General features: G+C 71.8%; 21 protein-coding genes. 17 read left to right on the top strand and 4 right to left on the bottom strand.

Annotation, left to right across the window (positions count from 1 at the left end; translation table 11 throughout):
• The first annotated feature begins 126 nt into the window (after positions 1–126).
• The 13 genes from AFM16_RS09845 (at position 127) to AFM16_RS09785 (ending at position 15,449) form a co-directional block, all read left to right on the top strand.
• The gene (locus AFM16_RS09845) at positions 127–783 is read left to right on the top strand and encodes a GntR family transcriptional regulator (protein WP_030791154.1); all 657 of its coding nucleotides are present in this window, start codon (positions 127–129) and stop codon (positions 781–783) included.
• Positions 780–1,691 carry a dihydrodipicolinate synthase family protein gene (locus AFM16_RS09840; protein WP_078633064.1) on the top strand — a complete coding sequence of 304 codons (912 nt, stop codon included), beginning with the start codon at positions 780–782 and terminating at the stop codon, positions 1,689–1,691. Before AFM16_RS09845 ends, AFM16_RS09840 begins: the two co-directional genes overlap by 4 nt.
• On the top strand, positions 1,688–3,451 hold the full coding sequence (araD, locus tag AFM16_RS09835; protein ID WP_078633063.1) for an L-arabinonate dehydratase: 1,764 nt from the start codon (positions 1,688–1,690) through the stop codon (positions 3,449–3,451). The genes AFM16_RS09840 and araD overlap by 4 nt, the downstream gene beginning before the upstream one ends.
• Positions 3,452–3,557: 106 nt before the next feature.
• Positions 3,558–4,493 carry a carbohydrate ABC transporter permease gene (locus AFM16_RS09830; protein WP_078633062.1) on the top strand — a complete coding sequence of 312 codons (936 nt, stop codon included), beginning with the start codon at positions 3,558–3,560 and terminating at the stop codon, positions 4,491–4,493.
• The gene (locus AFM16_RS09825; RefSeq protein ID WP_030791144.1) at positions 4,490–5,389 is read left to right on the top strand and encodes a carbohydrate ABC transporter permease; all 900 of its coding nucleotides are present in this window, start codon (positions 4,490–4,492) and stop codon (positions 5,387–5,389) included. The genes AFM16_RS09830 and AFM16_RS09825 overlap by 4 nt, the downstream gene beginning before the upstream one ends.
• A complete protein-coding gene (locus AFM16_RS09820; protein ID WP_078633061.1) occupies positions 5,386–6,564 on the top strand; it encodes a Gfo/Idh/MocA family protein in 1,179 nt (392 codons plus the stop codon). Before AFM16_RS09825 ends, AFM16_RS09820 begins: the two co-directional genes overlap by 4 nt.
• Positions 6,561–7,409, top strand: a complete 849-nt coding sequence (locus AFM16_RS09815; protein WP_078633060.1) for a DUF6807 domain-containing protein — start codon at positions 6,561–6,563, stop codon at positions 7,407–7,409. The genes AFM16_RS09820 and AFM16_RS09815 overlap by 4 nt, the downstream gene beginning before the upstream one ends.
• Positions 7,406–8,983, top strand: a complete 1,578-nt coding sequence (locus AFM16_RS09810) for a glycoside hydrolase family 43 protein (RefSeq protein WP_245177667.1) — start codon at positions 7,406–7,408, stop codon at positions 8,981–8,983. Before AFM16_RS09815 ends, AFM16_RS09810 begins: the two co-directional genes overlap by 4 nt.
• Positions 8,984–9,063: 80 nt before the next feature.
• Positions 9,064–10,407, top strand: a complete 1,344-nt coding sequence (locus AFM16_RS09805) for an ABC transporter substrate-binding protein (protein ID WP_030791133.1) — start codon at positions 9,064–9,066, stop codon at positions 10,405–10,407.
• 29 nt (positions 10,408–10,436) lie between these two features.
• Positions 10,437–11,768 (top strand): pectate lyase family protein, encoded by a 1,332-nt coding sequence (locus AFM16_RS09800; protein WP_078633059.1) that lies wholly within the window; start codon positions 10,437–10,439, stop codon positions 11,766–11,768.
• A gap of 74 nt (positions 11,769–11,842) precedes the next feature.
• Entirely contained in the window at positions 11,843–12,988 is a 1,146-nt protein-coding gene (locus tag AFM16_RS09795) for a pectinesterase family protein (RefSeq protein ID WP_078633058.1), read from the top strand.
• A 60-nt stretch (positions 12,989–13,048) separates the two neighbouring features.
• A complete protein-coding gene (locus tag AFM16_RS09790) occupies positions 13,049–13,846 on the top strand; it encodes an HAD family acid phosphatase (protein WP_030791124.1) in 798 nt (265 codons plus the stop codon).
• Between the two features lie 145 nt (positions 13,847–13,991).
• A complete protein-coding gene (locus AFM16_RS09785; RefSeq protein ID WP_078633057.1) occupies positions 13,992–15,449 on the top strand; it encodes an NCS2 family permease in 1,458 nt (485 codons plus the stop codon).
• 25 nt (positions 15,450–15,474) lie between these two features.
• On the opposite strand, the gene AFM16_RS09780 is transcribed toward AFM16_RS09785, so the two are convergent.
• The 4 genes from AFM16_RS09780 to AFM16_RS09765 all read right to left on the bottom strand — a co-directional run bounded on the left by AFM16_RS09780 (position 15,475) and on the right by AFM16_RS09765 (position 18,923).
• Positions 15,475–16,029, bottom strand: a complete 555-nt coding sequence (locus AFM16_RS09780; RefSeq protein ID WP_030791119.1) for a GNAT family N-acetyltransferase — start codon at positions 16,027–16,029, stop codon at positions 15,475–15,477.
• A gap of 82 nt (positions 16,030–16,111) precedes the next feature.
• Complete coding sequence (locus AFM16_RS09775) at positions 16,112–17,557, bottom strand: peptidoglycan D,D-transpeptidase FtsI family protein (protein WP_078636894.1); 1,446 nt, start codon at positions 17,555–17,557, stop codon at positions 16,112–16,114.
• Positions 17,558–17,655: 98 nt separating this feature from the next.
• Entirely contained in the window at positions 17,656–18,126 is a 471-nt protein-coding gene (locus tag AFM16_RS09770) for a GNAT family N-acetyltransferase (RefSeq protein ID WP_078633056.1), read from the bottom strand.
• A gap of 23 nt (positions 18,127–18,149) precedes the next feature.
• The gene (locus AFM16_RS09765; protein WP_030791113.1) at positions 18,150–18,923 is read right to left on the bottom strand and encodes an IclR family transcriptional regulator; all 774 of its coding nucleotides are present in this window, start codon (positions 18,921–18,923) and stop codon (positions 18,150–18,152) included.
• A 141-nt stretch (positions 18,924–19,064) separates the two neighbouring features.
• Here AFM16_RS09765 and AFM16_RS09760 point away from each other — a divergent pair, with 141 nt between their 5' ends.
• From AFM16_RS09760 to AFM16_RS09745, 4 genes are all read left to right on the top strand, one after another.
• Positions 19,065–20,594, top strand: a complete 1,530-nt coding sequence (locus tag AFM16_RS09760) for an aldehyde dehydrogenase (NADP(+)) (RefSeq protein WP_078633055.1) — start codon at positions 19,065–19,067, stop codon at positions 20,592–20,594.
• A 43-nt stretch (positions 20,595–20,637) separates the two neighbouring features.
• Positions 20,638–21,246 carry a DUF1349 domain-containing protein gene (locus tag AFM16_RS09755; RefSeq protein WP_030791109.1) on the top strand — a complete coding sequence of 203 codons (609 nt, stop codon included), beginning with the start codon at positions 20,638–20,640 and terminating at the stop codon, positions 21,244–21,246.
• 68 nt (positions 21,247–21,314) lie between these two features.
• A complete protein-coding gene (locus tag AFM16_RS09750) occupies positions 21,315–21,818 on the top strand; it encodes a GNAT family N-acetyltransferase (RefSeq protein ID WP_030791107.1) in 504 nt (167 codons plus the stop codon).
• 74 nt (positions 21,819–21,892) lie between these two features.
• Entirely contained in the window at positions 21,893–22,609 is a 717-nt protein-coding gene (locus AFM16_RS09745) for a DsbA family oxidoreductase (RefSeq protein ID WP_030791104.1), read from the top strand.
• Positions 22,610–22,657: the final 48 nt, after the last annotated feature.

Genomic DNA, 22,657 nt, shown 5'->3' with positions numbered 1-22,657 from the left:
GAAACACAGAGGCGCTCCTACCTTCGACCGCGTCGTACTTCGTACGTCATATATGAGACGCGATACGTGAGATCCCATACGTGAGATCCCCTACGTGATCCGACACGCGAGATCCGAGAGGCGCGCATGACCTCTGTGCCCACGCCGATCCCCTCCCGCACGCAGTACGTGCTGGAGGAGATCAAACGCCGCATCCTCACCGGTCGGTTGACGCCGGGTCAGGCCCTGGTCGAGACCGAGCTGGCCGCGCAGTTCGGGGTGTCCAAGACCCCGGTGCGCGAGGCGCTCAAGACCCTGGCCGGCACCGGACTGGTCGTCATGAGCCAGTACAAGGGCGTCACGGTGCGCATGGTGGACGCGGACATGGCGCGCGAGGTCTACGACGTCCGGCTGCTCCTCGAACCCGAGGCGCTGCGCCGGGCCGTGGTCCGGGGCGCCTCCCTGGACGCGGCCCGGGACGCGCTGACCCGCGCCGACGAGGCGACCGACACCGCCGAACGGTCCCTGGCCAACCGGGAGTTCCACCGCGCCCTGTATCTGCCCTGCGGCAACCCGCTGCTCGGCCGGATGCTCGACGAGGTGCGGGACCAGGCCGCCCTGGTCTCCGCCGTCGCCTGGGCCGCCTCGCCGTCCTGGGAGCGTGAGGCCGGCGAGCACCGGGAGATCCTCCGGCTCGCCCTGGCCGGTGACGCGGACGGCGCGGGCCGGGCCCTGCACGCCCACATCGCGTCGTTCGTCGAGCGGGCGTTCCCCGAGGCCGCGACCGAGGAAGGCCGGCGATGAGCGGCGTGGCGTTCGAGACCCGGCGTGCGGCCCTGGCCGAGGTGGTGGCGATCCCGGTGACCCCGTTCGCCGAGGACGGCACCGTCGACACGGCCGCCCACCGGGCCCTGCTGCGCCGGCTGCTCGACGGCGGGATCACCACGCTCACCCCGAACGGCAACACGGGCGAGTTCTACGCCCTCACGCCCGAGGAGCGGCGCCTGGTCACGGAACTGACGGTCGACGAGGCGAGGGGCCGGGCGGCGATCCTCGTGGGCGTCGGCCACGACGTCCCCACCGCCGTCGCGTCCGCCCGGCACGCCCGGGAGCTGGGCGCCCAGATGGTGATGGTCCACCAGCCCGTCCACCCGTACGTCTCGCAGAGCGGCTGGGTCGACTACCACCGGGCGATCGCGGAGGCGGTCCCCGAGCTGGGGGTCGTCCCCTACATCCGCAACGCGCAGCTCCGGGGTGTACGGCTCGCCGAACTGGCCGACGCCTGCCCCAATGTCATCGGTGTGAAGTACGCCGTGCCGGACGCGGCCCGCTTCGCCGCCTTCGCGCGGGACGCCGGGCCGGAGCGCTTCGTCTGGGTCGCGGGACTCGCCGAGCCGTACGCCCCGTCCTACTTCTCGGCCGGTGCCACCGGCTTCACCTCGGGGCTCGTGAACGTCGCGCCCGCCGTTTCGCTGAACATGATCGAAGCGCTTCGAGCCGGAGACTATCCCGCGGCCATGAAGGTCTGGGAGCAGATCCGCCGCTTCGAGGAGCTGCGGGCCGCGAACGGCTCTGCCGACAATGTCACCGTGGTCAAGGAAGCCCTGTCGTCCCTCGGCCTGTGCCGCCCCGAGGTCCGCCCGCCGAGCCGCCGGCTGCCCGCGGACGAGCGGGCCGAGGTCGCCGCGATAGCCGCCGGGTGGTCCCTGTGAAGCGCTTCGACGAACACCCCGAAGAGCCCGGCCGGCCCCGCAGGCGCCCGGAGGAGCTGCGGAGCCATCAGTGGTACGGCACCGAGGGCCTGCGCTCCTTCAGCCATCGCGCCCGCACCCGGCAGCTCGGCTACCTCCCCGAGGAACACCTCGGCAAGCCGGTCATCGCGATCCTCAACACCTGGTCGGACATCAATCCCTGTCATGTACACCTCCGTGAGCGCGCGCAGGCGGTCAAGCGGGGCGTGTGGCAGGCGGGCGGTTTCCCGCTGGAGTTCCCGGTCTCCACGCTCAGCGAGACCTTCCAGAAGCCGACCCCCATGCTCTACCGCAACCTCCTCGCCATGGAGACCGAGGAACTGCTGCGCTCCTACCCGGTCGACGGGGCCGTGCTGATGGGCGGCTGCGACAAGACCACCCCGGCGCTGCTCATGGGCGCGGCCAGCGTCGACCTGCCCACCGTCTTCGTGCCCGCCGGGCCCATGCTGCCGGGTCACTGGCGCAACGAGGTCCTCGGCTCCGGCACCGACATGTGGAAGTACTGGGACGACAAGCGGGCCGGTCTCATCGGCGACTGCGAGATGGCCGAACTGGAGAACGGCCTCGCCCGCTCGCCGGGCCACTGCATGACGATGGGGACGGCGTCCACGCTGACCGCCGCCGCCGAGGCGCTCGGCGTCACGGTCCCGGGCGCCTCCAGCATTCCGGCCGTGGACTCCGGGCACGACCGGATGGCGGCCGCGGCGGGCCTGCGCGTCGTGGAACTGGTCCACCGGGACCGCAAGTTGTCCGACATCCTCACCCGCGACGCCTTCGAGGACGCCGTCACCACCGTGCTCGGCCTCGGCGGCTCGACCAACGCCGTGATCCATCTGATCGCCATGGCCGGCCGCGCGGGCGTCACGCTCACCCTGGACGACTTCGACCGCGTCGCCCGCACGGTCCCGGTCCTCGCCGACGTCCGCCCCGGCGGCCGGACGTACCTCATGGAGGACTTCCACTTCGCCGGCGGACTGCCCGGCTTCCTCTCCCGGATCCCGGACCTGCTCCACCTGGACCGGCCGACCGTCTCCCACGACACCCTGCGCGAACAGCTCGCGGGGGCCCGGGTGCACCACGACGACGTCATCCGGCCCCGGGACAACCCGGTCGCGAGCGAGGGCGGCGTCGCCGTCCTGCGCGGCAACCTCTGCCCGGACGGCGCGGTCATCAAGCACATCGCCGCCGAGCCGCACCTGCTCAAGCACACCGGCCCCGCCGTCGTCTTCGACGACTACCGCACCATGCAGCGCACCATCGACGACCCGGAGCTGGACATCACCGCCGACAGCGTGCTGGTGCTGCGCGGCTCCGGCCCCAAGGGCGGCCCCGGCATGCCCGAGTACGGCATGCTCCCCATCCCCGACCGGCTGCTGCGGCAGGGCGTGCGGGACATGGTCCGGATCTCCGACGCCCGGATGAGCGGCACGAGTTACGGCGCCTGCGTGCTGCACGTGGCGCCGGAGTCGTACGTCGGCGGACCGCTCGCCCTGGTCCGCACCGGTGACCCGATCACCCTCGACGTCGAGGCGCGCACCCTCCATCTCCACGTGGACGACGAGGAGTTGGAGCGGCGCCGGGCCGCCTGGACACCGCCGCCCGCCCGCTACGAGCGGGGCTACGGCGCGCTCTACACCGAACAGATCACCCAGGCCGACACCGGCTGCGACTTCGCGTTCCTCGCCCGCCCGGGAAAGGTGCAGGACCCCTACGCGGGCTGACCGCGGCCGCACGGCCCGGCAGGCACAGCCCTGCCCGGATAGAAAGCGCTTCCTGTACGCAGCTCCCCGCACGCACGCACGACGCGACCCAGAACGGAGAACAGTCATGGCCCAAGCCGCAGCCGTGGCGAAACCGCCCGCGCCACCCCGGCGGCGCCGTGCCTCCACCGCGCCCCACAGGCTCCCGTACCTGCTGATCGCGCCGGCGGCCCTGCTGATGCTGGGCTTCATCGCCTACCCGGTGATCAGCGTCTTCTACTACAGCCTCCAGGACTACAACCCCACCAAGCCGTGGCGGAACGGCTTCGCGGGCTTCGACAACTTCGTCCACGCCTTCACCGAGGACCCGCAGTTCTGGGACACGCTGACCTTCAGCGCCCAATGGGTGGTCGTCGAGGTCGGGTTGCAGCTCCTGTTCGGGCTCGCGCTGGCGCTGATCGTCAACCAGACCTTCGTGGGACGGGCGTTGGGCCGCGCCCTCGTCTTCTCCCCGTGGGCCGTCTCCGGCGTGCTCACCTCGGTGATCTGGGTGCTGCTCTACAACTCCCAGACCGGCATCACCCGTTACCTCGCGGACATGGGCATCGGCTCCTACGGCACGAGCTGGCTGTCGGACCCCTCCACCGTCTTCCCGGCGGCGATCGTCGCCGACCTGTGGCGGGGTGTGCCGTTCTTCGCGATCCTCATCCTCGCCGATCTCCAGTCCGTGTCGAAGGACCTGTACGAGGCCGCCGAGGTCGACGGGGCGAGCAGGATCAAGCAGTTCTGGCACATCACCCTGCCCCATCTCAAGGACGCCATCGTCCTGTCCACGCTGCTGCGCGCGGTGTGGGAGTTCAACAACGTCGACCTGCTCTACACGCTGACCAACGGCGGCCCGGCGGGGGAGACCACCACCCTGCCGCTCTACATCGCCAACACCTCGGTCGACGCCCACAACTTCGGCTACGCGTCCGCCCTGACGACGGTCGCGTTCCTGATCCTGCTCGTCTGCTCGATGGTCTATCTGCGGCTCAGCAAGTTCGGAGGGGGAGGCAAGTGATCACCGAGGAGGCCACCCGGGTCGCGCCCGTCCCCGCGCCCCCGCACCCTGCCCCCGACCGGCCGCGGCGCCGCAGGTCCCGCGCCTGGGACGAGGCGCCCCGCTGGCAGATCTACGTGCCGCTGTCGGTGTACCTGCTCTTCACCCTGGTCCCGTTCTACTGGATCCTGCTCTTCGCGCTCCGCCGGCCGGGCTCGACCTCGCTCGTGCCGTGGCCGGTCACCTTCGAGCACTTCGAAAAGGTCTGGAACGAGCGCGAGTTCGGCGTCTACTTCCAGAACAGCGTGCTCACCGGTGTCGCCACGCTGCTGCTCACCACCCTCGTCGCGCTGGCCGGCGGCTACGCCCTCGCCCGCTTCGAGTTCCGGATCAAGCGCGGCTTCATGATCGCCCTGCTGTGCACCCAGTTCGTGCCGGGCGCGCTGCTGCTGGTGCCGCTGTTCCAGATCTTCGCCGAACTGCGGATGATCAACTCGCTGGCGAGCGTCATCATCGCCGAGACGGTCTTCCAGCTCCCCCTGTCGATGATCCTGATCAGCGGTTTCATCCGGAACGTGCCCTACTCGCTGGAGGAGGCCGCCTGGGTCGACGGCTGCAACCGCTTCACGGGCTTCCGGATCGTGGTCCTGCCCCTGCTGCGGCCCGGACTGATCGCGGTCGGCTCCTTCGCCTTCGTGCACGCCTGGAACCACTTCCTGTTCGCCCTGATGTTCCTGTCCGACCAGAGCAAGCAGACCATCCCGGTCGGTCTCAACACCCTGATGAGCGCGGACAGCGTCGACCTCGGCGCCCTCGCCGCGGGCGGCATCATCGCCGCCGTGCCCGTGGTGATCGTCTTCGCCTTCATCCAGAAGTGGCTGATCACCGGCTTCAGCGCGGGGGCGGTGAAGGGATGACCTCACCGACGGAGCCGCAGGCCCTCCCCGTCGTCCTCGCCGGGGCCCGCGGCCACGGCCGCTGGCACCTCGACAACATCCGCAGGCTCCAGGACCGCGGGATCGTGCGGCTGGCGGGCGTCTGCGAGCTGACCCCCCTGGCCCCCGACGAGATCCCCGAGGGGCTCGGCGTACCCGCCCAGTCCGCCGACCTCGGCGCGCTCCTCGACGCCACCGGCGCCCGGATCGCCGTGCTCTGCACCCCGATCCCCACCCACACCGACCTGGCGCTGACGGCCGCCGCACGCGGTGCGCACCTGCTCCTGGAGAAGCCGCCCGCCCCGTCCTGGGCGGAGTTCCGCCGGATGGCCGACGGTGTGGCGACGGCCGGGGTCGGCTGCCAGATCGGCTTCCAGTCGCTGGGCTCGCACGCCCTCCCGGCGATCCGCGAACTGCTCGGCGACGGCGCGATCGGCGAGGTCACCGGGGTCGGCGGCGCCGGCGCCTGGGCGCGCCCGGAGTTCTACTACCGACGGGCGCCCTGGGCGGGCCGACGGCGGCTGAACGGCGTCGACGTGATCGACGGCGCCCTCACCAACCCGCTCGCGCACGCCGTCGCCACCGCGCTCACCCTGGCCGGCGCCACCCGCGCCGAGGACGTCACCGCCATCGAGACCGAACTGGCGCACGCCAACGCCATCGAGTCCGACGACACCTCCTGCGTCCGGATCACCACCGCCGACGGCCTCCCGGTCGTGGTCGCCGCGACCCTGTGCGCCGAGGACCCCGACGAGCCGTACGTCGTCGTGCACGGCAGCCGGGGCCGGATCACCCTCTGGTACAAGCGGGACCGCGTCCTTCTCCAGCGCGCCGGACACGGCCCCGAGGAGCGGGAGTACGGCCGCACCGACCTGCTGGAGAACCTGGCCGCCCATCTCACCGACGGCGGGGATCTCCTGGTCCCGCCCGCCGCGACCGAGGCGTTCATGCGGGTCGTCGAGGCGGTCCGGGTGGCCCCCGACCCGGTCCGGCTGCCCGGCACCGCCTGGCACCCGGCCGACGGCGGGGCCCGCAGGGTCGTCCCCGGCATCGACGGCCTGGTCGCGGCGGCCGCCGACGGCCTCGCCCTCTACTCCGAACTGGGCGCCCCCTGGGCATCCACGACCGTGCACCCGGAAGAGGTGAGCACCCGATGACGGCACCCGGGGCACCGCTCGTCCTGCGCGTCGCGGGCCGCCCGGTCGGCCGGTACGTCGTCCGGCCCGAGCTGCCCGCCCGGCTCTCCCCCCGCCCCTATCTGCACCCCGTCACCACGCTGTCCGGCACGGCGGTCACCGAGCTGGCCCCGGCCGACCACCCCCACCACCTCGGCGTCGGTGTCGCCGTTCCCGACGTCGAGGGGCACAACTTCTGGGGCGGACGCACCTACGTCCGCGGCCGGGGCCCGACCGAGCTGGACAACCACGGCGCCCAGCGGCACGGTTCCTTCCCCCTGCGCGACCCCGGCGGCTTCGTGCAGGAGCTGCGCTGGGAGGCCGCGGGCGGCGGGCTGCTGCGCGAGCGCCGTACCGTCGCGGCCGCCGGACTCACCGACACCGCCTGGGCGCTGGACTTCACCTTCTCCCTCACCAACGTCACCCCGGGCCCGCTGTCGATCGGCAGCCCGGCGACGAACGGCCGCCCCGGCGCGGCCTACGGCGGCTTCTTCTGGCGGGCGCCCAAGGAGAGCGCGGCCCCGCGGGTGTTCACCGCCGGGGCCCAGGGCGAGACCGGGGTGCACGGCCGCCCCGCCGACTGGCTGGCCCTCGTGGGCACCGGCTGGACGCTCGTCTTCGCGGCCGCCACCGACACCACCCGCGGCGACCCCTGGTTCGTGCGCACCGCCGAGTACCCGGGCGTCGGCTCCTCGCTGGCCTCGGCCGAACGGCTGCCGATCCCGCCCGGCGAGACGGTCGTACGCCGGATCGTCACCGTCGTCGCCGACGGCCGGCTCGGCCGGGACGAGGCGGCGGCGCTGGTCCGGAAGGCGGTCGGCCGGTGACGTACCGCAATCCGGTGACGTACCCCGATCCGGTGGCGCACCCCGATCCGGCGACGTACCGCAATCCGGTGCTCGACGCCGACTGGTCCGACCCGGACGTGATCCGGGTGGGCGACGACTTCTACCTCACCGCCTCCAGCTTCTCCCGCATCCCCGGCCTGCCGCTGCTGCACTCCCGCGACCTGGTCAACTGGACCCTGGTCGGCCATGCCCTCGAACGCCTGGAACCGGCCGCCGAGTTCGCCGTCCCGCGCCACGACCACGGCGTCTGGGCACCCTCCCTGCGCCGGCACGACGACCGGTTCTGGATCTTCTGGGGCGACCCCGACCGAGGCATCTTCCAGGTCAACGCCCCGGAGATCAGGGGCCCTTGGACCCGGCCGACACTCGTGAAGGAGGGCCGGGGGCTCATCGACCCGTGCCCCCTGTGGGACGCCGAGACCGGCGAGGCGTATCTCGTGCACGCCTGGGCGAAGTCCCGCGCGGGCGTCAAGAACCGGATCACCGGCCACCGTATGCATCCTGACGGCACGTCACTTCTCGACGAGGGCAAGGTGATCGTCGACGGCGACCGGCTGCCCGGCTGGTTCACCCTCGAAGGCCCCAAGCTCTACCGGCACGACGGACGGTTCTGGATCCTCGCCCCCGCCGGCGGGGTGGCGACCGGCTGGCAGGGCGCCTTCCGCGCCCGGGACTTCTTCGGCCCCTACGAGGAGCGGATCGTCCTCGACCAGGGGGACACCGACGTCAACGGCCCGCACCAGGGCGGCTGGGTGCGCACCCCGTCCGGCGAGGACTGGTTCCTGCACTTCCAGCAGCGCGGCGCCTACGGCAGGGTCGTCCACCTCCAGCCGATGCGCTGGGGCGCCGACGGCTGGCCGGTGATCGGCGACGCGGGCACCCCGGTCCGCGCCCACCGGCTGCCGGATCTGCCCGTCCAGCCGCCCGCCGCGCCCGCCACCGACGACGACTTCCCCGGCGGACGCTTCGGCCGCCAGTGGCAGTGGACGGCCAACCCCCGCGACGGCTGGGCCACCCACCACTTCGGCGACGGCCTGCGGCTGACCTGCGTCCGCACCGGGGCCGCGACCGAGTCCGCGACCGAGGCCGCGCACGATCTGCGCCGGGTGCCGAACGTCCTCACCCAGCGGCTCCCCGGCACCCCCTGCGCCGTCGAGACCGAACTGACCCTGCACGGCACCCGCCCGGGCGCCCGCGCCGGACTCGCGGTCCTCGGCGACGCCTACTGCTGGATCGGGCTGGAACGCGACGCCGACGGAGGCGTCCACGTCGTGCACCGGTTCGCCGAGACGGGCGCCGACCGCGAACGCGACGCCGGACACCCCAGGCCCGCCCCCGGGGGCCGGGTCCGGCTGCGCGTCGAGATCGGCCCGGCCGCGCGCTGCCGTTTCAGCTACGACACCGGCGACGGCCCGCGCCCCTCGGGCCCCGTCTTCACCGCCACCCCCTGGCGCTGGGTCGGCGCCCTGCTCGGCCTGTTCGCCCTCGCCCCCGCCGGTCCGGACCACGCGGGCTCGGCCGCGTTCACCGCGTTCCGCGTCACACCGCTCTGAACTCCGAACTCCGAACTCCCCCCACAGCTCCAGATGTCCACGCGTCTCCGCCGTATCCGGAAGAAGAAGAGAGCCGACACATGAAGAGCAGCAGCAACCGCAGAAACAGGCGGGCCGTCCTGGCCGTCGCCCTGGGCTCCGTGCTCGCGCTGACCGCCACCGCCTGCGGTGACGACGGCGGCGGCAGCGCGGGGGACAAGGGGGGCGAGGGCTCGGGCAAGGGCGAGATCACCTTCTGGGACAACAACGGAGGCGTACGCACCGACATCTGGAAGGAGATCATCGCCGACTTCGAGAAGGCCCACCCCGACATCAAGGTCAAGTACGTCGGGATCCCCGCCGCGAGCGCCCAGTCCAAGTACGACACCGCCATCCAGGGCGGCGGTCTCCCCGACGTCGGCGGCGTCGGCACCGCCATGCTCGCCGAGGTCGCCGTGCAGGGCGCCCTGGAACCGCTGGACGACCGCCTGGAGAAGAGCGCGCTCGACGGCAAGCTGAGCGAGAACCTGCTGGCGGTCAGCCGCGCGGCGGGCGGCGGCGAGGAGCTGTACCAGATCCCGACCTCGTCCAACAACGGCACCCTGTGGTACCGCACGGACCTGTTCGAGAAGGCCGGTCTGGACGCCCCCACCACCTGGACCAAGTTCTACGAGGCCGCCGAGAAGCTCACCGACAAGGACAAGAACGCCTTCGGCTTCACCATCCGCGGCGGCGAGGGCTCCATCGCGCCGGCCCTGGACGCCGCGTACGGCCAGACCGGCATCGACACCTTCTGGAACGGCGACACGACCACCGTCAACGACCCGAAGATCGTCGCGGCGCTGGAGAAGTACGTCGGCCTCTACAAGAAGGCCACCCCGTCCGCCGACGTCAACAACGACTTCACCAAGATGGTCGCCCAGTGGGACAGCGGCACCATCGGCATGCTGAGCCACAACCTCGGCTCCTACCAGGACCACTTCAAGGCGCTGGGCCCGGACAAGTTCCGCGGCATCCCGAGCCCCACCCTGGACGACGGCAGCCGGGTGCAGATCTCCAACCCGGTCGACGGGCTGAGCGTCTTCAAGTCGAGCAAGAACAAGACGGCCGCCTGGACGTTCGTCGAGTTCGCCGTCTCGCACGCGGAGAACTCCAAGTACAACGAGTCCGCGGGCCAGATCCCGGCCAACACCGAGGCCGCGAAGGACGCGTGGATCCAGGGGGCGGAGCCGACGAAGCTGGCCGCCGAGGCGCTGAACGGGACCGGCACGAAGATCGTGCAGCTTCCCTACTACCTGCCCGACTGGAACACCATCTCCAAGGCCGACAACGAGCCGAACTTCCAGAAGGTGCTGCTCGGAAAGATGAGCGCGAAGGACTTCCTGGACACGCTGGCCGAGCAGTTGAACGCGGCGCAGGCGGACTGGAAGAAGAACAACGGCTAGCACCCGGGCATCGGAAGGAGACCCGCACCATGCGTACACCGAAGAGTCATGCACGGGCCGTCGCCGCCCTCGCGGGATGCACCGCCCTGGTGCTGTCCGCCACCGGCACCGCGTCGGCCGGCCCCCACGCCCCGGCCCACACCACCGCCCGCGACCTCGGCCGTCAGGTCCTGCCCGCGAACGACGGATGGGCCGCGTACGGGACCGGGACGACGGGCGGGGCGGCGGCGGACGCCGCACACGTCCACACCGTCACCACCTGGGCCCAGTTCAAGGCCGCCCTCGCCGCCGGCGGCTCCGCGCCGAAGATCATCAAGGTGAAGGGCGTGATCGACGCCGTCGCCGAGGGCTGCGACTCCTTCGCCGCGCCCGGCTACGACTTCGACGCCTACCTCGCCGCCTACGCCCCCGAGACCTGGGGCCTGGACACCGATCTGACCGCCGAGCCCGACGACAGCCCCGAGGGTCTGCGGCGTGCCTCCGCCGCCGCGCAGGACCGGGCCATCAAGGCCGACATCCCCGCCAACACCACCATCGTGGGTGTGGGCCGCGGAGCCGGCTTCAAGGGCGTCAGCCTCCAGATCAAGGGCGTCGACAACGTGATCGTCCGCAACCTCACCCTCGAGTCGCCGGTCGACTGCTTCCCGCAGTGGGACCCCACCGACGGCGCCACCGGCAACTGGAACTCCGAGTACGACACCGCCGTGGTGTACGGCTCCACCCATGTCTGGCTGGACCACAACACGTTCACCGACGGCTCCCACCCCGACAGCGCGGCCCCGACGTACTTCGGGATGCTCTACCAGCAGCACGACGGCCAACTCGACATCGTGCGCGGCGCCAACCACGTCACCGCCTCCTGGAACGTCTTCACCGAGCACGACAAGACGATCCTGATCGGCAACAGCGACAGCGAGTCGACGGCCGTCGGCGACCGCGGCCGGCTGAAGGCCACCTTCCACCACAACCTGTTCTCCGGTCTGGTCGAGCGCGCGCCCCGGGTCCGCTTCGGACAGGTCGACTCCTACAACAACCACTTCGTCGCGCACGACGACTACTCCTACAGCTTCGGCATCGGCAAGGAGTCCCGACTCGTCGCCGAACACAACGCGTTCACCCTGCCCCCGGGGGTCAGCGCGGCCAAGGTGCTCAAGCGGTGGAGCGTCGCCCCGGTCACCGCCGCGCACAATCTCGTCAACGGCCGGATCACCGACCTGATCGCCGTGCACAACGCGGAGATCCCCGCCGAGACCCTGGAGTCCGGCGCCGGCTGGACACCCACCCTGCGCACCCGGGTCGACCCGGTGCGGTCCGTCGCCCGGATCGTCGACCGCGGCGCGGGCGCGGGACGCCTGGGCTGAACCAACCCCCTCCACACGGCGGCCGGGCCGGTGTTCCCGCTCCGTCCCGGCCGCCCCTCCCAAGGAGCACCCGCATGCACCTGCCCTCCCGACGGTGGTTCCTCGCCACGGCCGCGGGCGCGGCCGCGGGCGCGGCCGCGGGCACCGCCGCCCTCGCCTACCCCGCCCCCGCGCACGCGGGCCCCGGCGGACACCGCCGACCGTTCGGCCGCTTCGGCTCCCCGGCCGCCCGCCGCACCCCGCGCACCCTGTACGTCGACCCGCTCGGCCGGGGCGACTTCACCACCGTCCAGGACGCCGTCACCGCCGCCACCGGCAGCGGCTGGACCCTCGTCCTGGCCCCCGGCGTCTACCGGGAGACGGTCCTCCTCGACCCCACCCGCACCGAGGCCACGTGGATCGGCGCCACCGAGAACGCCCGGGACACCGTCATCGTGTACGACAACGCGGCCGGCACCCCCAAACCCGGCGGCGGCACCTACGGCACCACCGGATCGGCCACAACGACCCTGCAGGCAGCCGGTTTCACCGCCCGCTGGATCACCTTCGCCAACGACTGGCTGCGCGCCGACCACCCCGGGATCACCGGCACCCAGGCCGTCGCCCTCAAGGTGCAGGGCGACCGCTCTGCCTTCCACCACTGCCGCTTCCTCGGCCACCAGGACACCCTGTACGCCGACTCGATCGCCGTGACCGCCGTCGCCCGGCAGTACTACGCCCACTGCTATACCGAAGGGGACGTCGACTTCGTCTTCGGGCGGGCCACCGCGGTCCATGAGCACGGCCACTTCCGCACCCTGCGCCGCACGGACCTGGCCGGGCCGCCGCACGGCTTCGTCTTCGCCCCCTCGACGGCGGGCGCCAACCCGTACGGCCTCCTGGTGATCCGGAGCCGGATCAGCAGCGCGGCCCCGGACGGCTTCTACAAGCTGGCCCGCCCCTGGGTGCCCAGCTCCGACCCCACGGCCCGCCCGAGCCTCGTCGTCCGCGACACCCGCCTCGGGCCCGGCATCGACGCGGTCGCGCCCTACGCCGACATGTCGGCCGCGTTCCCCTGGCAGGAGCAGCGGTTCGCCGAGTACCGCAACACCGGGCCGGGCGCCGCGATCACCGTCCCCGCCAACCGGCCCCAACTGACCGCCGAACAGGCGGAGTCGGCCACCCGTGCCGCGTACCTCGGCGACTGGGAGCCGTGGAAGCCATGGAAGAAGGTTGCTTGACCCGGTTTTTGCCTGTCGGGGCTCGTGCCGTTGGGGGTGACGCGCGTAGAAAGCTGTGTCATGCAAAAGTCACTGCGTTTCGCGGCCGCCACCGCCGCCGCTGTCGTCACCGGCGCCGCCCTCTACGGTGCCGGCGCGGCCACCGCCGGGCAGTCCACGGCGAACTCGACCCACGAGCCGTACAACATCGGCCTGCTGGTCAAGGACCTCGACACCTACTACGGCACCACGGCCGACGCGAACGGCGTCTACCAGGCGTCGCCGGTCAGTCCGTACGCCAAGGACCTCGCGGCGATCGACAAGGCCGCGAAGAAGTACATCGACCAGGCGGCCCGCAAGGCCCTGCACAAGGGGAAGAAGCCCGCGGTCGTCTTCGACATCGACGACACGCTGCTGCTCAGCCTGGACTACGAGAAGCGCTACAACTACACCTACAACTCGGCCACTTGGGCCGCCTACGTCGACCGGGCGGACCGTCCCGAGGTCTTCGGCAGCCCCGGCCTCGTGCGGTACGCCGCGCAGCGGGGCGTCACGGTCTTCTACAACTCGGGCCTGAGCGAGGCGCAGCGCTCGGCGGCCGTCGCCAACCTGAAGAAGGTCGGCGCGGACGTGAACCTCGACGCCGGGCACATGTTCCTCAAGAACGCCGCCAACCCGCCGTCCTATCTGAGTGGTTGCGCCACGCCCGGCACCTGGACCTGCACGACCGTGCAGTACAAGGCGGGTACCCGCCGGCACATCGAGCGCGACCTCGGCTACGACATCGTCGCCAACTTCGGCGACCAGTACTCCGATCTCGACGGCGGCTACGCCGACCGTACGTACAAGCTGCCGAACCCCACGTACTTCGTCGGCTAGCCGTACCTCCCCGCGCGGCCCCACGGTCGCGCGGGGCGGCAGCGGGCCCGATCCGTAACACGGCGAAAACCTGAACCGGGTTTGACGCGTACACAATCCAGCCAGCATCCGCACACGATCACCTGGCAGCGAGGAGCGACGCGTCATGTCCGAGACGAAGCAGGCGGCCGACCGGGGGAGCGCACCCCCTCCGCCGGTGAACGGTGTCGACCGGTTCTTCAGGATCTCCGCACGGGGGTCCACCTTCGGCCGGGAGATACGCGGCGGCTTCGCCACGTTCTTCACCATGGCTTACATCCTCGTCCTCAACCCCCTCATCCTCGGCAGCGCGAAGGACAAGTACGGCCACTCGCTCGACTTCGTCCAGCTCACCACCGCCACCGCCCTGGTGGCCGCCGTGATGACGATCATCATGGGCGTCGGCGGCAACCTTCCGCTCGCGCTCGCCGCCGGACTCGGCCTGAACGCGGTGGTCGCCTTCCAGATCGCCCCGCTGATGAGCTGGGACGACGCGATGGGCCTCGTCGTCCTGGAGGGGCTGCTGATCTGCGCGCTGGTGGTGACCGGTCTGCGCGAGGCCGTCATGCACGCGATCCCGCAGCCGCTCAAGCAGGCGATCAGTGTCGGTATCGGCCTGTTCATCGCGTTCATCGGCCTGGTCGACGCCGGCTTCGTCAGCCGGGTCCCGGACGCCGGCGGCACCACCGTGCCCGTCCAGCTCGGCGGCGCGGGCACCCTGTCCGGCTGGCCCGTCCTGGTCTTCTGCCTCGGGGTGCTGCTGACCTTCGGACTGCTCGCCCGCAAGGTCAAGGGCGCCATCCTGATCAGCATCGTGACCATGACCGTGCTCGCGATCGTCATCGACTCGCTCGCCGACATCGAGTCCTGGGGCCTCACCACCCCGTCCTGGCCCGACAAGATCGTCGACACCCCCGACTTCGGACTGCTCGGCGACTTCAGCCTGTTCGGCGCGTTCGGCGCCCCCGGCGTCGGGATCGTCACCGTCGTCCTGCTGATCTTCACCCTGATCCTGTCGGACTTCTTCGACACCATGGGCACGGTCGTCGGCATCAGCGCGGAGGCCGGGCTGCTCGACGAGGAGGGCAAGGTCCCGAACCTCGGCCGGGTGCTGTTCATCGACGGTGTGGCGGCGGCCGCGGGCGGCGCGGCCTCGTCGTCCTCCGCGACCTCCTACATCGAGTCCGCGGCCGGTGTCGGCGAGGGCTCGCGCACCGGCTTCTCCAACCTGGTCACCGGCTCCCTGTTCGCGCTGGCGCTGTTCCTGACGCCGGTCCTGACGATCGTCCCGCTCCAGGCGGCCGCGCCCGCCCTGGTCGCCGTCGGCTTCCTGATGATGACCCAGGTCAAGAACATCGACTGGAACCGGTACGAGATCGCCGTCCCCGCCTTCCTCACCATCGCCGTGATGCCGTTCACCTACTCGATCACCAACGGCATCGGCGCCGGCTTCCTGGCCTACGTCGTGATCAAGACGGTTTTGGGCAAGGCGAGGGAGGTCCACTGGCTGCTGTGGCTGACCTCGGCGCTGTTCCTGGTGTACTTCGCGATCGACCCCGTCGAACAGGTGCTCGGCGTGAAGTGAGGCCCCCGGCACCGAGCGGCACTCCCTAAGGAGTGCCCGGCCGAGGGGTGCCCGGCTTCCAGTCCTGGGCGAGGAGCCCGAGCAGCACCTCGTCCAGGAACTCACCCATCACCCAGGCCGAGGAGCGCAGCACGCCCTCGCGGACGAAGCCGTTGCGTTCGGCGGAGCGCAGCATCGCCGGGTTGTCCGACAGCGTCTCGATCTGCAGCCGGTGCAGGCCGCGCACGACGAAACCGTAGTGGCACAGCACCGCGACCACATCGGTGCCGTAGCCCTTGCCGCGGGCGCCCGGCAGCAGTCCGAGGCCGATGTGCGCGGACCGGTTGTGGTTGTCGATGCCCCACAGCGCCGCCGTGCCGGCCAGGGCGCCGCCGTCCAACTCCACCACGGAGAACGGCACGTGCGCCTGCTCGGTGTCGTCCACCATGAGCCGCGAGTCCTGCGCACCGGGCGTGACCGGCCGCCACGGCCGGCTCTCGGAACGCGAGGAGTTGACCACGTCGTCGTACAGCTCGGCCCGCAGGATCGGGATGTCGTCCTCGTGCCGGGCCCTGAGCCCGATCTTGTCGCCCCTCAGCATGCGAGCTTCCTATCCGACCGGGCCCGCCGACGGCAAACACATAAAGGGGTGCACGAGACGAACCGCGCTCGCCCCGCGTCTCCTAGTTCAGCGCCGCCTTCATCATGGCCCGGGCGACCGGGGCCGCCAGGCCGTTGCCGCTGACCTCCGAGCGGGCCGCGTCCGACTGCTCGACGACCACCGACACGGCGACGCTCTTGCCGTCGGCCGACCCGTACGAGGTGAACCAGGCGTACGGCGCCTTGCTGTTGTTCTCGCCGTTCTGCGCGGTGCCCGTCTTGCCGCCGACGGTGACGCCGTCGATCCGCGCGTTGGTGCCGGTGCCCTTCTCCACGACCGTCTCCATCGCCGACCGGAGCTGCTCGGCGGTGTCCGAGCTGATCACGCGGGTGCTCGACGCGTCGTCGTAGTCCTTGAGCACGTCTCCGCCGCCGTCGGTGACCTGGGAGACCATGTGCGGCGAGACCAGCTCGCCGTCGTTCGCGATCACGGCCGACACCATGGCCATCTGGAGCGGGGTCGCCGTCACGTCGAACTGGCCGATGCCGGTCAGCGCGGTGGACGACGCGTCCATCCCGGTCGGGTACACGCTCGGGTACGCCCGCACCGGCACGTCGAGGCTGTCGTCGTTGAAGCCGAACTTCTCGGCCATGGCCCGCAGCTTGTCCTGCCCGAGCTGCACGGCCAGATGCGCGAAGACGTTGTTGCAGGAGTACTGGAGCGCCACCCGGATCGTGGCGTCCTCGCAGGGCGCGGAGGCGTTCTCGTTGCGCAGGACCGTCCGGGTGCCCGGCAGGGTGTAGGGGTCCTCGCTGTCGGTCCGCTCGTCCACCGAGGAGTACAGCCCCTCCTCCAGCGCGGCGGCCGCCACCACCAGCTTGAACGTCGAGCCCGGCGCCAGCGGCTGGCGCAGCGCCCGGTTGGTGAGCGGCTTGTCGGGGTCCGCGGTCAGCTTCTTCCAGGCCGCCCCCGCGGTGTTGGCGTCGGTCAGCGCCGACGGGTCGTACGAGGGGGTCGACACGACCGCGAGGATCCTGCCGGTCGCCGGGTCGATCGCGACGGCCGCGCCCTTCTTGTCGCCCAGCGCTTCGTACGCCGCCTTCTGCACGTCCGGCTCGACGGTGGTGACCACGTCACCGGGGTCGGCCCGCTTGCCGGTGACGGTGTCCGTGACGGTCTTCAGCCGGGTGTCCGTGCCGTTGAGCAGGCTCTGGTAGATGCCTTCGAGCTGGGTGGGGGCGTAGCTCTGCGAGGCATAGCCCGTCACCGCCGCGTACAGCTCGCCGTCGGTGTAGGTGCGCTTGTATCTGAGGTCGCCGCCCGAGGTGGGGGCCGAGCCGGTGACCGCCTTCCCGGCCACGACGATGTTCCCGAGCGGTGCCGCGTACGTCGCGATCGCGGTGCGCCGGTTGTCCTTGTCGTCCGCGAGCGCCCGGCCTTCGTAGAACTGCACCCAGGTCGCCCGGACCAGCAGGGCGAGCACCAGCAGCAGCGCGAAGACCGAGGCGCGCCTGATCGTCTTGTTCATTGCGAACAGGAAGACGAGCGGAGAGCGGCGCATCGTTCCGTCCGCCCGATTTTCTCATCGTCTGTTCATCGAGGCCGTCTGTTCGTCGGGAGGCGCGCTCACCCCTCCAGCCGCAGCACGACCTCCTCGATCTCCGCGCCACGCGCCTGCGCGAACCCGGAGGTCCGCTCCGTCGGGCGGAACCCGCACTTCTCCAGGACCCGCAGCGACCCGGTGTTGTCGGCGGCGGCCCGCGCGAACAGCGGCCGCTCCGGGACCTCGGCCAGCAGCGCCCGCAGTGCGGCCGTCGCGATGCCGCGGCCCCAGTACGCCCGGTCGATCCAGTACGTCACCTCGCGCTCGCCCGGCTCCCCGTACACCGCCGCGCTGCCGACCACGTCCCCGTCGGCCAGGACCGCGCGGTTCACGGCCGTCGAGGCGCGGATCCGCTCCCAGTGGGCGTCGAAGGCGTCCCGGTCCTGCGGGTCCTTCGGGGTGAACGCGGCCATCAGCAGGGCCTCGGGGTCGTTCAACTGCCGGTAGAACACGGGCAGATCACTGTCGTGCACGGGGCGCAGCGCGATTTCCATGCCGAGAGCCTACGTCCGTCGGCTCAGAGCCGGCGGGTCGCCAGCGTCAGCCGGTCGCGCGCGTCGAACAGCGCGTCCTTCACCATCTGTTCGTGCGCGGGCGTCAGCCGGGCCACCGGCACCGAACAGCTAATTGCGTCCCGGGCCGGGGTGCGGTACGGGATCGCCACGCCGAAGCAGCGCAGCCCGAGGGTGTTCTCCTCGCGGTCCACCGCGAACCCCTGCTCGCGCACCTGGCGCAGCTCCTCGATGAGCTTCTCCCGGTCGGTGATGGTGTGCTCGGTGAGCGCAGGGAGGGTCTCCGGGAGCAGCTTGCGCACCTGCTCGTCGCTGTAGGTGCTCAGCAGGGCCTTGCCCAGCGAGGTGGAGTGCGCGGGCAGCCGGCGGCCGACCCGGGTGAAGGGGCGCAGATAGTGCTGGGACTGGCGGGTGGCGAGGTAGACGACGTTCGTGCCGTCGAGCCGGGCCAGGTGGATGGTCTCGGTGGTGTCGTCCGAGAGCCGGTCCAGGGTGGGCCGGGCGGCCGCGACCACCTCGTCGCCGTCGATGTAGGAGGTGCCGACCAGCAGCGCCCGCACGCCGATGCCGTACCGCGTGCCGGTCGCGTCCGTCTCCACCCAGCCCAGCTCCACCAGGGTGCGCAGCAGCATGTAGAGGCTGGACTTGGGGTAGCCGACGGCCTCCTGGACCGACGCGAGGGAGTGCATTCCGGGGCGGCCGGCGAAGTATTCGAGCAGCTCAACCGTCCGCACCGCGGACTTGACCTGCGCTCCGCCCCCCGTCTCGACAGCCGACATCGCCCTTGACCCCTTCGTTCGACGGGAAATAGTCTCCAGCGTATTCACCATCAGAGACAGCGTTCAGTATATCGAACGACCTGGTGGCGGACGAGCCTGAGGGCGAACGATCCTGATCCCCAGCACGTGGAGGGACCCGCGGTGGCAGCAGCACCAGTCTGGAGTGTCGACCCCCGAACCGGGAAGCAGCGGGAACAGGTTGCGGTGGAGGCGACGGCCCAGGAGGTGGACACCGTCGTCCGCGCGGCGCACGCCACCCGCGCCTCCCTCGCCGACCGCGGTGTCCGCGCCGCGTTCCTGCGGGCCGCGGCCGCCCGTCTGGAGGCGGCCAGGGAACTCCTGGTCGAGGTGGCCGACGCCGAGACCGCGCTCGGCCCGGTCCGGCTGAACGGCGAACTCGCCCGCACCTGCTACCAGCTCCGCGCGTTCGCCGGCCTCGTCGACGAGGGCGCCTTCCTGGACGTCGTCATCGACCACCCCGACGACACCGCCACCCCGCCGGTCCCGGACCTGCGCCGCTACAAGGTGCCGCTCGGAGTCGTCGCCGTGTACGCGGCCTCCAACTTCCCCTTCGCCTTCTCCGTCGCCGGCGGGGACACCGCGAGCGCGCTGGCGGCCGGCAACCCGGTCGTCGTCAAGGCCCACCCCGACCACCCGGGCCTGTCCGAGCTGGTCGCCAAGGTGCTGCGCACCGCCGCCGCCGAGCAGGGCGTCCCCGAGGGCGTGCTCGGCCTGGTGCACGGCTTCGAGGCGGGCGTCGAGCTGATCGGGCACCCGCTGGTGGCCGCGGCCGGGTTCACCGGGTCCGTGCGGGGCGGCCGGGCGCTGTTCGACGCGGCGGCGGCCCGTCCGGTGCCGATCCCGTTCCACGGCGAGCTGGGCTCGCTCAACCCGGTCGTGGTGACCGAGGCGGCGGCCGCGGAGCGCGCGGAGGCCATCGGCGCCGGGCTCGCCGGGTCCATGACGCTGGGCGTCGGCCAGTTCTGTGTGAAGCCGGGCCTGGTCCTCGTCCCGTCCGGCGCGGCCGGCGACGGGCTGCTCAAGTCGCTCACGGACGCGGTCAGCGCCACCGAGGCGGGCGTCCTGCTCGACCACCGGATGCGGGACAACTTCGTCGCCGGGGTCGCCGAGCGGGCCGCGCTGCCCGACGTGGAGTCGCCGGTGACGCCCGGCGCGGGCGGCGAGCACACCGTCAGCGCGGGCTTCCTGACCGTGCCGGCGGCCCGGCTGACCACCGGCGGTGACCACGATCTGCTCCTGGAGGAGTGCTTCGGCCCGGTCACCGTAATCGCGCGCTACGAGGACGACGACGAGGTCAGGGCGGTCCTGTCACGGCTGCCCGGCAACCTCACGGCGACCGTCCAGCTCTCCGAGGCGGAGGCCGCGGGCGCCGGACGGGGCGGTGAGATCCTCGCCGAACTGACCCCGCTCGCCGGACGCGTGCTGGTCAACGGCTGGCCGACCGGGGTCGCCGTGGCACCGGCCCAGCACCACGGCGGCCCGTACCCGGCCACCACGTCCACCTCGACCTCGGTCGGCGGCACGGCGATCGAGCGCTGGCTGCGGCCGGTCGTCTACCAGAACACCCCGGCGGCGCTGCTGCCGGTGGAACTGCGCGACGAGAACGAGCTGGGACTGCCCCGGCGGTACGACGGACGGCTCGAACGCTGACCTCGTGGCCCGGTGCCCGGCCCCCGGCTGGATAATCGGGCCCATGGACGTCGAGCTTCCCGAACTGCCCTTCCCCCTGCGGACCTACGGGCCCGACGGGCACTGGTCCTACGAGGACGGTGTGCTCACCGGATGGGCGGGGCCGCGGCAGGACCGTTTCGTGCCGCCCACCGGGGAGGCCCTGGAGCCCGCCGGGGACGCGCCGCGGCTGCTGGGGGCGCCCGAGGGCGACTTCCAGCTCATTGCCCGGGTCACCGTCGGCTTCAACTTCGCCTTCGACGCGGGGGTGTTGTACGTCCACGTCGGCGAACGCGCCTGGGCCAAGCTCTGCCTGGAGTACTCCCCGGACGTGCCCACCGTCTGCACGGTCGTCACCCGGGGACACTCCGACGACGCCAACTCCTTCACCGTGGAGGGCAGTTCCGTCTGGCTGCGGATCAGTCGCACCGGCCGGGCCTTCGCCTTCCACGCCTCCCGCGACGGCCTGCGCTGGACCTTCGTCCGGCTGTTCACGCTGGGCGACGAGAAGGAGACCGACGCCGCGCTGGTCGGCTTCATGACCCAGTCGCCGCTGGGCCAGGGCTGCGTGGTGACGTACGACCACCTCGCCTACCGCCCGTCCTGGCCGGACGACCTCCGCGACGGCGGCTGACACCCGCCCGCGCGGCACCGCGCCGCACCGCACGGAACCGGACAGGCGGCCGGAACGTCCTCCGTTGCATGATCGGAGAACGCCCCGGCACGGGCACCGTCATCCGCACCGTGGTGCCCGCCGAGACCGGGACCGTCGTCGCGCTGCACGCCCGGGCCCGCGCCACCTACTACCCGGACGGGATCCCGCAGGACGGCACGGACTGGGCCGCCGTCTGGCACGCGGCGATCACCCGTCCCGACGGACAGGTCCTGTGCGCCGTCCGCGGGGGCCGGATCGCCGGCCTCGCCTCCTTCCGGGTGCCGGAGGGGGCGGACGCGGACACCGTCAAGCTGTTCCAGTTCCACGTCGACCCCGACCACTGGCGCACCGGCGTCGGCACGGCCCTGCACACCGCGTGCGTGGAGCAGTGGCGCGCGGACGGACACCGGGCGGCCGTGCTCGACGTCCACGTCGACAACCACCGCGCCCAGGCGTTCTACGCCCGTCAGGGCTGGACCCCCGACCCGGCCCACCCGCCGGCCGAGGGTGACCACCATCTCTTCCTGCGGTTCCCGGTGCGCGGGGAATGAAAGCGACCGGTTGAAGGTTCACACACCGGGCGGAGAGCGTCTCCGCACCCCTGTGAACCGGAGAGAGCCGAGACATGCGCGTCGAGATCTGGAGCGACATCGCCTGCCCCTGGTGCTACGTGGGCAAGGCCCGCTTCGAGAAGGCGCTCGCGGCCTTCCCGCACCGCGACCAGGTCGAGGTGGTGCACCGCTCCTTCGAGCTGGACCCCGGCCGGGCCAAGGGCGACGTCCAGCCCGTGATCACGATGCTCACCAAGAAGTACGGCATGAGCGAGGCGCAGGCCCGGTCCGGCGAGGAGAACCTCGGCGCGCAGGCCGCCGCCGAGGGCCTCGACTACCGCACCGAGGGCCGCGACCACGGCAACACCTTCGACCTGCACCGGCTGCTGCACCTCGCCAAGGAGCACGGCCGCCAGGACGAGCTGATCCAGATCCTCTACCGGGCGAACTTCGCCGAGGAGCGCTCCCTGTTCACCGAGGGCGACGAGCGGCTCGTCGAGCTGGCCGTGGAGGCCGGACTGGACGCCGACACCGTCCGCGCGGTGCTCGCCGACCCCACGGCCTACGCCGACGACGTCCGGGCCGACGCCCGCGAGGCCGCCCAGCTCGGCGCCAACGGCGTCCCCTTCTTCGTCCTCGACCGCGCCTACGGCGTCTCCGGCGCCCAGCCCGCCGAGGTCTTCACCCAGGCGCTCACCCAGGCATGGGGCGACCGCTCCCCGCTGAAGATCGTCGACGACGGCGGCGCGGAAGCCTGCGGCCCGGACGGCTGCGCGGTCCCGCAGGCCTGAGAAGCAGCAGGCCGGAGCGTACGTATAAGCGGCGCTTGGAGATATCGC

This window comes from Streptomyces antibioticus (genome assembly GCF_002019855.1).
GTDB lineage: Bacteria > Actinomycetota > Actinomycetes > Streptomycetales > Streptomycetaceae > Streptomyces > Streptomyces antibioticus_B.
This window is presented reverse-complemented; position numbering and strand designations above follow the sequence as displayed.